Annotated in this window: 11 protein-coding genes; 3 read left to right on the top strand and 8 right to left on the bottom strand. The window is 37.4% G+C overall.

All coding sequences use genetic code 11. The features are described from left to right. Window positions 1-115 precede the first annotated feature (115 nt). The 6 genes from NZ519_06780 to NZ519_06755 all read right to left on the bottom strand — a co-directional run bounded on the left by NZ519_06780 (window position 116) and on the right by NZ519_06755 (window position 7,467). Window positions 116-1,549 carry a hypothetical protein gene (locus tag NZ519_06780; protein MCS7028457.1) on the bottom strand — a complete coding sequence of 478 codons (1,434 nt, stop codon included), beginning with the start codon at window positions 1,547-1,549 and terminating at the stop codon, window positions 116-118. Window positions 1,550-1,789: 240 nt separating this feature from the next. Then, the gene (locus NZ519_06775) at window positions 1,790-2,557 is read right to left on the bottom strand and encodes an NUDIX hydrolase (protein MCS7028456.1); all 768 of its coding nucleotides are present in this window, start codon (window positions 2,555-2,557) and stop codon (window positions 1,790-1,792) included. A 2-nt stretch (window positions 2,558-2,559) separates the two neighbouring features. Next, complete coding sequence (locus NZ519_06770; GenBank protein ID MCS7028455.1) at window positions 2,560-3,576, bottom strand: amidohydrolase; 1,017 nt, start codon at window positions 3,574-3,576, stop codon at window positions 2,560-2,562. A 27-nt stretch (window positions 3,577-3,603) separates the two neighbouring features. Then, complete coding sequence (locus NZ519_06765) at window positions 3,604-5,181, bottom strand: NFACT RNA binding domain-containing protein (GenBank protein ID MCS7028454.1); 1,578 nt, start codon at window positions 5,179-5,181, stop codon at window positions 3,604-3,606. A 74-nt stretch (window positions 5,182-5,255) separates the two neighbouring features. Next, window positions 5,256-6,377: a 4-hydroxyphenylpyruvate dioxygenase gene (hppD, locus tag NZ519_06760; protein ID MCS7028453.1), complete on the bottom strand. Its 1,122-nt coding sequence runs from the start codon at window positions 6,375-6,377 to the stop codon at window positions 5,256-5,258. Window positions 6,378-6,456: 79 nt separating this feature from the next. Beyond that, the gene (locus tag NZ519_06755; GenBank protein ID MCS7028452.1) at window positions 6,457-7,467 is read right to left on the bottom strand and encodes an aspartate-semialdehyde dehydrogenase; all 1,011 of its coding nucleotides are present in this window, start codon (window positions 7,465-7,467) and stop codon (window positions 6,457-6,459) included. 72 nt (window positions 7,468-7,539) lie between these two features. Between NZ519_06755 and cmk the strand changes: the two genes are divergently transcribed. Further along, window positions 7,540-8,244, top strand: a complete 705-nt coding sequence (gene cmk, locus NZ519_06750) for a (d)CMP kinase (GenBank protein MCS7028451.1) — start codon at window positions 7,540-7,542, stop codon at window positions 8,242-8,244. Beyond that, a complete protein-coding gene (locus NZ519_06745) occupies window positions 8,231-9,406 on the top strand; it encodes a cysteine desulfurase (protein MCS7028450.1) in 1,176 nt (391 codons plus the stop codon). Before cmk ends, NZ519_06745 begins: the two co-directional genes overlap by 14 nt. Before the next feature lie 94 nt (window positions 9,407-9,500). Here NZ519_06745 and NZ519_06740 read toward each other — a convergent pair whose 3' ends face one another. Further along, complete coding sequence (locus NZ519_06740) at window positions 9,501-10,700, bottom strand: acetyl-CoA C-acyltransferase (GenBank protein MCS7028449.1); 1,200 nt, start codon at window positions 10,698-10,700, stop codon at window positions 9,501-9,503. Window positions 10,701-10,756: 56 nt separating this feature from the next. After that, window positions 10,757-11,464: a geranylgeranylglyceryl/heptaprenylglyceryl phosphate synthase gene (locus tag NZ519_06735; GenBank protein MCS7028448.1), complete on the bottom strand. Its 708-nt coding sequence runs from the start codon at window positions 11,462-11,464 to the stop codon at window positions 10,757-10,759. Window positions 11,465-11,614: 150 nt separating this feature from the next. Between NZ519_06735 and NZ519_06730 the strand changes: the two genes are divergently transcribed. Further along, on the top strand, window positions 11,615-12,568 hold the full coding sequence (locus NZ519_06730) for a hypothetical protein (protein MCS7028447.1): 954 nt from the start codon (window positions 11,615-11,617) through the stop codon (window positions 12,566-12,568). Window positions 12,569-12,713 lie beyond the last annotated feature (145 nt).

The raw sequence follows: 12,713 nt of genomic DNA, 5'->3' as shown, positions 1-12,713 counted from the left end.
AGCATGCCGTTAGGCAGTACGAAGCGTTAGCGAAGTACCGAAGCGAAGCGCAGTGCGGAATGCCCCGACCCTTGCGCCAGCAAGGGGCACGCCCAAAAAGAAAAAAATAAAAATACTAAGACTTATGCATTTTCCTAATTTTGTACTCCGCGTACTCATTCATAATGGCTTTGAATAAACTTTCTGCGATTAACTTACCGCCATCCCAAGAAAAGTGCATGTAATCTCCGAAAGCTAAATAAGGGCGGGCTTTTTCTTGCCAATAAACAATAGAACCCTCTTCCCCCATCATTTTGAACAAATCCCAAAAAGCAACGCCTGCACGCTCTGCGGCACGCTTCTGCGCAGCTAATAAAGTCCTTATATGCTTGTAACTTTGATACTTACCCTCCACTTTATGCGCCATGTCTTGAACCCCTACAAAAATAATACTTGCTTCGGGAAGTATCCTTTTGAACATCATCAAAGTTTCATAATAAATATCTTCCATTTTTTGGGCAATTTTTTCTGCATTGTGGTCGTGCATGTGTGCAACTACATTCCCACCGTACTCTAATATAACTAACTTGGTATTTGTAAGTTTGAGTTGTTTGGTCAAAATATCAGGGTTCATGATTTTGAGATTGTGTCCGCCATGCCCAGAGATACCATAACAACCTACATGAAAACCTGTTGAATCGTTGAGATAAATGCCATAAATATCAGGACTTTTATGAGCAGAAAAAGATAAAGTAACTTTATGATGCCCACTTTTAGTAGCAAAGTGTAAAATTTGAGGTTCAGCAGTAGGTTTGAGTAAAACTTGTTTTTCAGGTTCATCATCTATTTTTACTGTAAGAGAGCAAGGTACTTGGGCATTGCCATACAGTAACGAAATACGATTGAAGCCGATATGCTCTTTCCAAAATTTTTCTGTAGTTTCAAAAGTGATATAAGCTTTGTAACGATTAAAGTCCAGCTTTTGGGTTGTATCTACAAATTCTTTGGGGGGCGAAAAACGAAAATGCACACCACCTATACCATAATTGTTGTTTGGATAGGGATTTTCCGTTATGCCGTACATAACCCAGTTGCTGCTTTTTGAACGCCTTACTAAGCGATTAGGATAGATATCTGTAAGGTCGTTAATGGCTACGTAGCCTGGTCCGCTTCCCCCATATTGCTGCTGAAAAGCTAATCCTAAGTCATGAGAAATACGCCCTTTCATCAGCTGCGAGTCACCATAGTGCGCAATATGAATACTACTGTGAGTATATTCCATTTGCTCTAAAACTTTGAAGAAGTTATCCATTGCACTATTTCCGAGGGTATCTTTGGGATTAATCAGGGCTATGCGCTTAGCGTATTCAGAAGTATCTCTTACATAAGTATTAGTATCTTTAACAAGTGAATTTTGTTTTTGATAAGCATTATTTTCATCTAAAACTTTTGATGAGATAATTTGATTTTTGTCTTCTTTACCTTGCTGCAAAAGGGCTAACTTACGCGCATGATTTTCTGTGCTATCTTTTTCGGGAATCAACCACTGACTTAGAGTAGGATACTTCAAAACTGAATTTGCAGGCAAAAAAGAAAACAACCATGCGAATAAAAGCAAAGTCAAGTGTGTGGTCAGAAGGAGTACCAATACCTTGCGGTGGGCGTTCATAGTTAGCACAAATTTAATGACAATGGGCTATTGTACAAGAGCATGCCACTTTCAAAATTTTGTTTATGTGCTGAATTTAATTAGTTTGTGCAAAAAACGAAATGTTTTTTGTATCAAAATTCAATGAGTTAATAAACCAACTTATAGTATAGATTTAAGCCCTTTTTTGAGTACATATTTAATTAGCGGGTAGGTTTCTAAACTGTCAATTTCACTGTAAGATAAAGACTTCCAACATACTTGTGTAATGTCTTCTACTAGTTGGGGCTCAAATGTACCTTGATAATTACTTTTCATCAAAAACCAGTCTGTTTTTTTAAGAATATGCTTATCTTCTATCACATATTCATGATAAGTAGTGGCTAATTTCTCAACAATAGATACGCCTTGAATGCCTGTTTCTTCACATACTTCACGAACTGCACATGCTTGAATATCTTCGTAGTTTTCTACTTTTCCTTTTGGTAAGTCCCACTTATTTTTGCGGTGAATGAGCAAAATTTGCTTATTATCATTGTACACTAATCCCCCTGCGGCATGTATTAAAGTGTATTGGCTGCGAAATAAAGATTGTAGATTATTTTTTTGAAGTTTATCTACAAAAGCAATTTTGAGTTCAGATAGAGTACAATTAAAAAAGTCAAATGAGATGTTTTTAGCCAAAAAGCGAGAAAAAGCAATGGTAAAATCAATATCGGGTTCAATGTTCCAAATAATGGTATATGAAGTAAAAAAAGTCTTTGCGTTATTTTTTATGTGCTCAAATAAGGCGCTTACTTGGGTAGAGTACTTTTTTTCTGCATCTTTTTTGTAGAAATAGCTAACAGATAAGGTATTTTCTGATTTAAGTTGAGTTAAAGATTTTATGCGTTCTATGCTAATCATTAAGCCTTTTTGAAAAATTTTCATGTCTAAAAATAGTCTGATTTTTTCAAACCGAGAAAACTGAAAGCAGTATTTGTGAATATATTTTCTTTCATTGAAGCAGGAATGTCTTCCATGTTTTCTATCATTTTGCCGTGTTCCAAGTCCCCCAAAGGAAAAGGGTAATCTGTGCCAAAGGCTACTCTTTCACTTCCGAATAAGGCTAGTAAATAGCGCAAAGCTTCTTCGTCATGCGTAATCGAGTCTACGTAAAATTTATTGACATAGCTGCTTGGTGGTTTTTGAATGTTTACTGCACACAAATCAGGGCGAGCATAAAAGCCATGATCTATACGCCCCAGTGTGAATGGAAAAGCTCCACCACCGTGCGTGAACATCACTTTTAGTTTAGGGAATTTGTCAAAAATACCGCCAAAAATCATAGAACATATTGCACGTGAAGTTTCGGCAGGCATTCCAACTAGCCAAGGTAAAAAGTATTTAGGAATACTTTTTTCGCCCATCATTTCCCAAGGGTGGATGAGAATGGCTACACCTAAGTCTTGAGCTGCTTCCCAAAAAGGATAAAATTCAGGGTCATCTAAATTCTTATCATTGATATTTGTGCCAATTTCTACACCAGGCATGCGTAGCCAAGCCACACAACGTTCCATTTCTTTAATTGCTAAATCTATACTCTGCATAGGTAGAGTACCTAAACCAATAAAACGCTTTGGATACTGCTCTACTATCTGCGCTAAATGGTCATTCAAAAAACGACACCATTCAAATGTATGCTCAGGTTTTGCCCAATAATTAAACAAAACGGGAACTGTACATAAAACTTTTATGTCTACGTTGTCCTCATCCATGTCTTTAATAATTTCTTCGGGGTCCCAACAGTTTTGTTCAATTGCTCTAAAAAAACGCCCATCATCTCGTACCATGTGTGCTTTTCCTTTTTCAATGTGCTTAATCTGAATAAAACCTCCATAACCAAATTTTTGCTTTAAGTCTTCCCATGTTTCAGGTAAAATGTGGGCATGAATGTCTACTTTTCTCATAGCACAAACATAAGATTTTTTCAGAGTTTAAGGTAATTTAGGTTCTACAAGAATAACTTCTTCTCTAAGAATTTTAACCTTTCCTGGTTCATAACCCTTAGGCTTGACAACAAATTTTTTTTCTGTAACGCTTACTTTGGCTAGCTGCTCGCCTTTAGCTTTTGAGTAGTACGCGGCAATAGATGCAGCGGCTTCTATTACAGACTGCGGAATATGTTTATTTCCTGCTCTTTTGATTACTACGTGTGAACCTTGTGCATCTTTGGCATGCAACCAAATATCGTTTTTATGTGCGTATTTGAGTGTCAAAAGGTCCGCGTTTTCTGCATCTTTGGAAACTAATATCACATAGCCTTCTACCTCAAACTTTCTAAATAAGGTCAGAGGATTTTGTTCTGTGTGGTCTTTTAGTGCTTCTTTCCAAATAAAAGAGTGTTCGTTCCATTCTTTAACTTCATCAATTTCAGATAAGGTTTTAATCTTTTGACAAATATGCTCTAACTGTTGTTTTAATACAGGAATTTCATTTTGTGCTTGTTGTTTCAAAAGTTCTAGCCGCTTAGCTTTCTTGTAATACTTTTCAGCATTTTGTTGAGGGGTAAGTTGGCTATCCAATGAAATTTTAATATAGCTGTTGGTATAAAAATTATACAGTTCCACATTTTCTTGACCTTGTGAGAGATTGTGCAAGTTTGCCATAATTACGTCGGCTTTTTGCTGAAAAATGTTGGGTTGTGTTTGAATCTGTTCAAACTCTTTAATTTTACCTGAAAGTATTTTTTTTTGCTTTTCAAAGTATTTCAAAGCGGTTTCTTTCTGTACTAAGAAGTCTTTTGTTTGAAAATAGCTTCTAACAAAATTGTGCAAAGCCTTGACTAAATCTGTACTCTCAAATAAAAGTTTTTGAGTAGGTTTCCAAGGTTCAAAAAAGCTAAAAAAAATTTCTTTATCGCCTTGAATTATGTAATACTTTTGTGGATTAAGTAAGACATTTAGCATTGCTTGGCTTATCTGAAAAACTTCTTGTTTATCACCTTTATTTTGTACTTTATCTGAAAGGTATACAAGCATATTTTTAGAAAAAATAGGTAGTATCTGCTTGATTGCGGATATGTAACAGGCATAAGTTTTTTCTTCAAGGGCATTGGACAAACTTTGTGGTGTAATGGGTACAGGTTTGTAGAGAGTAGTATAGTCTAAATTCTGGTCAGCTAAAAGATTGTTTCTAAAAAGATATTTAACTTTATCCTGGTAATACAAAATTACATTAGATTGATTGCCATGCATTTTTACCAAAATGAGATAGTCATTTTGTAACTTAATCATCAAACTTCGATCGTAGTTAATAACAGAAACACTCTCAATAATTAAATTTTGTATCTCTTGCCATAGAATAATGCTATTGTGGTGTGATTTAGGATATTGCAAAGTAGGAAGTACATAGCTCCACACACTTTGGCAATTGACAATTAAAAACATTCCCTGCAATACCTCAATAACCAACTCGTCTTTTTGTTGGCAAAAGCAATGTAAAATTTTTTTGTTTTTCCAATTTTGGTCAAGAATATGGGCTATTTGGGATAGAGTAAAATACGTTAGGTGCATGCACAAAGATAGATATGTTTAAACAATAAAACCACGCGTTACGCGTGGTTATGATACAACAAAATAAGGCTTTTTTATAGATTACCTCTACGAGCTTGCTCTCTTTCTATGGCTTCAAACAGTGCTTTGAAGTTTCCTTTACCAAAAGAAGTCGCACCTTTACGTTGAATAATTTCGTAGAATACTGTGGGTCTATCTTGGACAGGTTTAGTGAATATTTGCAATAAATAACCTTCGTCATCTCTATCAACTAAAATGCCTAAGTCGCGAAGGATGCTGACCTCTTCATCAATTTTGCCTACGCGGTCAAGTAAATTTTCATAATAAGTAGCAGGAACGCTCAAAAATTCTACGCCGCGTTTGCGAAGTTCGCTTACAGTGAAAATAATATCATCTGTGGCAACGGCGATGTGCTGCACTCCTGGACCATGATAAAACTCTAAATACTCTTCGATTTGAGATTTCTTTTTACCTTTGGCAGGTTCGTTTATGGGGAATTTTATTCGCCCGTTACCATTGGTCATAACTTTACTCATTAAAGCAGAATATTCTGTGGAGATATCTTTATCGTCAAAAGAAATGAGTTGTTTAAAGCCCATTACATCTGCATAGAATTTTGCCCATACGTTCATTTCGTTCCAACCTACATTTCCTACACAGTGGTCTACGTATTTCAGACCTACTTCAGGCGGATTGTATTCACTTTTCCAAGGTTGGTAGCCAGGTAAAAATACACCGTTATAATTTTTTCTTTCTACGAAAATATGCACAGTGTCCCCATAAGTATGGATACCTGAGCGGACTACTGTTCCGTATTCATCTTGTTCGGTTACAGGTTCTAGGTAAGCTTTAGCGCCCCTCTTTGTGGTTTGTACAAAAGCATCTGTGGCATCGTCTACCCAAAGTGCAAGAACTTTTACGCCATCACCATGTTTGAGAATGTGCTCATAAATAGGATGATCAGGATGCATGGGAGTAGTGAGGACTAAGGTAATTTTGCCTTGCCGAAGAGCATAAGAAGCTTTATCTCTTACTCCCGTTTCAGGACCTGCATAAGCCAAAGATTGAAAGCCAAAAGCAGACTTGTAGAAGTAAGCCGCTTGTTTAGCATTCCCTACATAGAATTCTATGTAGTCTGTACCGTTGATTGGGAGAAAATCTACGCCTGTTTGTACATCTTCTTGAAGAGTTTCCATAGCATACAAAAATAACAATTTTTACAAAAAAATCATAAAACTAAAAACAGAAAGTACCTGAACTGTTTTTTTTGAATTTTTATGAAGTTTTAGGTAGTTTGCTATTTAGCCAACCTTTTTGCAGTAAATACTGCGCAATTTGTACGGCATTTGTAGCGGCACCTTTTCGGAGATTGTCAGCTACAATCCACATATTGAGTGCGTAGGGATTGTGTAAATCTTTACGTATTCTACCTACAAATACTTCGTCTTTTCCTTCTGCGTATAAGGGCATAGGATATACATTTTCGAATGGATTGTCTTGAACAATCACGCCTGACGTATGCGAAAGAATATCTCTCACTTCATCAAGATTAGGTTCATTTTCAAATTCTACATACACACTTTCAGAATGTCCCCCGCGTACAGGCACACGCACAGTAGTAGCTGTAACTTGGATACTTGCTCGCATAATTTTTTGCGTTTCATTGATCATTTTCATTTCCTCTTTTGTGTATCCATTTTCTAAAAATACATCAATATGAGGTAAACAATTGAGGTCAATAGGATAAGGATAGACTTTCTCACCTTCAATATTTTGGCGCTCATTTTCTAACTGTCTGATTGCTTTTGCACCCGTACCACTAACCGATTGGTAAGTAGATACCACTACTCTCTTAGCAGTGTATTTTAAGTGCAAAGGATTAAGAACCATTACCATTTGTATAGTGGAACAGTTTGGATTAGCAATAATAAAGTCTTTATCCGTGAGTACATCAGCATTTATTTCAGGTACAATTAAAGGTATGTGGAACTCCATGCGCCAGTACGAAGAGTTATCTATTACTCTTGTACCTACGGATGCAAATTTAGGTGCATATATTTTAGAAACTAATGAACCTGCGGAAAACAAAGCTAAATCTGGTTTTTCCTGTATTGCTTGTTCTATATCAATAACAGAGTAAGTGTTACCACCAAACTCTATGCTTTTACCTACGGATTTTTCTGATGCCACAGGAAATAGTTGAGTTACTGGAAATTTGCGTTCAGATAAAACTTTTAACATTACAGAACCTACTAAACCTGTGCAACCTACTACGGCTACTTTCATGCTACAAAAGTATAGATTTCTGTTTTACAGTGTTTTGAATATAAGCAAAAAAATTGTATCTTTGCCATCGGCATGCCCAAAGATATTATTATTGCCATAGATGGTTATTCAGCCTGTGGTAAAAGCACTACGGCAAGATTAGTAGCAGAGAAGTTAGAATATGTATTTATAGATTCAGGTGCAATGTACAGGGCAGCCACGCTCTACTTTCTACGCAATAGGATAAACTTTAACAAGCCTGAAGAGGTACTTAAAGCCTTAGAAAACATCCATATTCACTTTGAGTACAACAAACAAACTAAACGCCCTGATACTTATCTAAATGGGGAATATGTAGAAAATGAAATTCGCTCATTGGCAGTATCTGAATGCGTAAGTGAAGTATCCGCTATCTCTGCGGTGCGGCGAACTATGGTTGCGCAGCAACAAAGAATGGGCAAAAATAAACGCATTGTTATGGATGGGCGAGATATTGGCACGCATGTATTCCCTGACGCAGAGCTGAAAATTTTTATGACCGCAGACCTAGAAGTACGTGTCCAAAGAAGAGTACTAGAACTTCAACAAAGGGGAAATATTCACGTAGATCCTGCTGAAGTACGCCAAAACCTATTACACAGAGATTATATTGATTCTCACCGAGCTGATAGCCCATTGATTAAAGCCGCAGATGCTATTGAGTTAGACACTACTTATTATACCATTCCAGAGCAGGTAGCTATTGTCTATCAGTGGGCTATGGAACGGATACAAGGCACTGCAAATGGAAATCAATAAAAAGGTTATGCAAGTACAACGTAGAGTATATTTAGACAATGCCGCTTCCACCTTTTTAGAACCTGCTGTATTAGAAGCAATGTTGCCATATTTTCAAGAATGGCAAGGTAATCCTTCCTCTACGCACTATCATGGTAGAATTGTAAAAAATGCCCTAGAAAACGCCCGTAAAACTATTGCTGAACTTCTGAATGCTAAACCTAGCGAAATATTTTTCACCTCTGGAGGAACAGAAGCGGACAACATGGCTATTTTTGGCTGTGTTGAACAGTACGGTATTCAACATATTATCAGCTCACGGTTGGAACATCATGCTATTACTCACACAATTGAGTATTTGAGTAAAAAAGGAATAGTTCAAGCTCATTGGCTAGAAAATGATAGGTTAGGTAGATTGAATTTCACACAATTAGAGCAGCTTTTACAACAGTATAAGAATGTGCTTGTAGTTTTGATGCATGGAAATAATGAGATTGGCAATTTAGTTAATCTTGAATATCTCTCTGAACTTTGTAAAGCGTACAAAGCTTTTTTGTTGAGCGATACTGTACAAACCGTAGGGCACTATCCAATAGATGCACAAAAGTTAGGGCTTAGCTTTTTTTGCGGAGCGGCGCATAAATTTCATGGTCCCAAAGGTGTAGGCTTTTTGTATGTCAATCAAAGTGTAAAGATTGGATCTCACATTCATGGTGGTTCGCAAGAACGAAATTTGCGCGCAGGAACAGAAAATTTACCAGGAATTGTAGGTATGGCTAAGGCTTTGGAGATAGCAGTTCAAAATCAGGAAAAGAACTATCAATACATAAAGCGGCTTAGAGATTATTTCATTGATAAACTTAAAATGACAATTCCCGGTGTCAAATTTAATGGGGATGTGGAAAGCAGCATGGTATCGGTCATAAATGTGTGTTTTCCCAGCAGTGAGTATGAAGATATGCTTTTATTTCAATTAGACCTTCAAGGTATATCGGCTTCGGCAGGTTCGGCTTGTACTTCAGGAAGTAATTTAGGTTCGCATGTATTACGTGCTTTGGGGCTTTCAGAAAGTGAGATTAAAAACTCGGTTCGTTTTTCGTTTAGTCGTTTTACTACTTATGATGAATTAGATTACGCGCTCGATGTGCTTGAAAAAATGTTTGTCAAATCTTACCACGTATAAGAAGTAGTTTGATAAGCCTACAAAATAATTTTAGTCTTAAAAAATTAAAAACTTAACCTTTGAGTATCATCTTTTGTGTAAAACAAAACAATCCCTAATACAAAGCTTCGTAAATGACTGCTGCACCTTGTCCTACTCCCACACACATAGTCGCTAAACCGTACTTTTTACCTTGCTTACGCAATTCATGAATAAGAGTAACCGATATCCTTGCCCCTGAACAACCTAACGGATGACCTATTGCAATAGCCCCACCGTTTACATTTACTTTGCTTACATCCAAGTCTAAATCTCGGATACAAGCAATAGACTGTGCAGCAAAAGCTTCGTTAAGTTCTATCAAATCTATGTCCTGAATGGATAAACCTGCCCTTTTTAGCGCTTTTTGAGTAGCAGGCACAGGACCTATGCCCATGATGTCAGGATGAACTCCCGCTATAGCAACAGATACCACACGCGCCAAAGGTTGAAGGTTATACTTTTTTAGAATTTCTTCGTTTACCAAAACTAACGCCGCTGCTCCATCGTTCAAAGATGAGGAATTTCCTGCGGTTACAGTGCCATCTTTGCGAAATGCAGGTTTTAGCTTGGCTAACTTTTCCAAAGTGGTATCAGGGCGAGGGTTTTCATCTTTATTAAAAATGATAACCTCACCATTACTTTGCGGTATGCTTACAGGAATAATTTCGTCGTCAAAGCGGTTTTGAGCGGCAGCTTTGGCATATTTTTGTTGAGAATGATAAGCAAACTCATCTTGCTGTTCGCGGCTTATCCTATATCTTTCTGCAATATTTTCAGCTGTTTCTCCCATGCTATACGGATGGTAGCGCTTAGCTAATTCAGGATTAACAAATCGCCAACCTATAGAAGTATCGTATATTTCGATGTTACGAGAAAAAGCCGCTTCAGCTTTTGCCATCACGAAAGGCGCGCGGGTCATACTTTCTACGCCCCCGGCTACGTAAGCTGCACCTTCCCCTAGTGCACAAGCCCGATAAGCATCCATAATAGCTTGCAGTCCAGAAGCACACAACCTATTAACCGTAACACCCCCTACCTCAATAGGCAAATCCGCTAAAAGTACGGCCATACGAGCTACATCACGATTGTCCTCACCTGCTTGGTTAGCTGCACCCATGATAACATCCTCTATCTCTTCGGGGTCAATACCACTTTTTTCTACTGCTTTGCGTAAAACTAACGCTGCTAAGTCATCAGGACGAGTGTTTCTCAACGTACCACCAAATTTGCCAATCGGAGTTCTAACCGCAGATACGATAAAAACATCTTTCATACTTACAAAAGTAGAGATTATTTGAATTATTTTGACTGCGTGCGAACAAAAAAACTCTACCTGTGCTTAAATCTTTGCATAAAACTCACAGTAGGATGCTGCTCAAAAGCTGTACCTATTACTACAAGGTTAGCTCCTGCTTCAAAAAGTTCGCACATTTTTTCAGGGGATTGTATTCCCCCACCTACCCAAATAGGAACAGAAACCACTTCTTTGAGCTGCTGTACAATAGCAGGATTTACACTGTACTGTGCCCCGCTGCCCGCTTCAAGATAAATATTTTGCAAACCTAAATACTGTCCTGCTAGTGCCGTAGCTGTGATGATATCTATTTTATTAGCAGGTATCGGTATAGTGTGGCTAAGATAAGACACAGAAGTCGGCTTGCCACTATCTACAAGGATATAGCCCACAGAAATAGTAGGAATTTGATAATGATAAACTAACGGCGCAGCAACTACATGTTGCCCAATTAAAAATTCAGGATTTCGCCCCGAAATAAGAGATAAAAACAAAACCGCATCTACATTCGGTACTAGCTGTAAAGTGTTCCCTGGAAATAGAATTACAGGGATATTTGTGTGCTGCTTCAAAAAACGTACTAACTCTTGCAAAAATGCGTTTTTTAACAAGCTTCCGCCCACAAAAAAATAATCTATTCCTGCACAATCCGCTAACTCTGGAATCTGCTCCAAAAAATCTACTTTGTCAGGGTCTATTAACCAAGCTAACTGTTTTGGTCGTACAAAATTTATTTGCTTCATGCTTCAAAGTAAAATAAAAATCTTTGTATCTCCATAGCTCTAATCAATTTCTTGCTATTCGTTCTGCAATTGAACTCAAACATATTGCCAACTAAATACGTAAAACAACGTAGCTTCTTTCAAAAGTTGATTCTATCATATTTTTGTATGATGGCAAATATCGCAGCTTGTGCAATATGTGTAAGTATTTTATGCGGTTTATCTGTCTATGCACAGAAAAGCGGTTTAAGTGAGGAAAATAAACTTTTGCTTCAAGACCTGGAGCAGCAATTAGCTTTTTTAGGTAGAGAAATTCTTAGGTCTAATGCAGATAATATCAAATTGAGTAGCAGTCAGCAGTTTATTAAATTGATGGCTCAAGCTTTACGAGTAGAAGGTTCTTTTGAATATCCTTTTGATTCACTATCTACAGTATCTAAACTCATGCCCGCAGATAAAAAATTTCGGCTATTTACTTGGTATTACGGCTTATCTAATGGCAGGCATAGGTATTTTGGTTGCGTACAATTTTTAGATGAAAAAGGCAAAGAGAAAATTATTCCCCTTTTTGACCGTACTCAAAAGCAAGTGGACTTGGAGTTTAAGAAGTTAAGTAATGAAAATTGGATTGGGGCTTTGTACTATCAACTCTTTACCGTTGAGTATAAACGAAAAAAATACTACATTGTCATAGGTTGGAATGGATTAAATGACAAAAAGTCCAGTCTTAAAATTATTGATGTTATTCGTATAGAAGGAGATAAAGTGGTTTTTGGTGAACCTATTTTTTATTTGCTTCCAAAAATTGCTCAAACTAGGGTTATTCATCAGTACAACAAGATGGCATCTATGAGCTGCAAATATGACTCTGAAAAGAATGCAATTATTTATGACCATTTAGTTCCCATGCAGCGTGCTGATGGTACTCGTTCTAGTGCCAGAGAAGATTATGTACCTGACGGTTCTTATGATGCCTTAGTATTCAAAAAAGGCAAGTTTATCAAGGTTAAAGATTATGACCAAAGAGCTACTAAAACACAATCTCGTTACGATAAAAAACCTAACATTAAGAAGAATAAGAAAGGAAAGGCTAAAAGACAATTTGGAGTGCCTGTGAAAAGGTAGTGTTTGTTTATATATTTTATGAATATTTTTTTGGGCGTGCCCTTGCCCACACTTCGCTTGCGCTCGTGTGGGCAAGGTCGGCGTGCTTCGGGCTACGCTATCGCTTCGGTGCTGCGCTGCGCTCCGCACTGGGCTAACGCCCACC

The organism is Bacteroidia bacterium, assembly GCA_025056095.1.
GTDB lineage: Bacteria > Bacteroidota > Bacteroidia > JANWVE01 > JANWVE01 > JANWVE01.
Note: the sequence above shows the minus strand (reverse complement) of the source record. Positions and strands in the feature narration are given on the sequence as shown.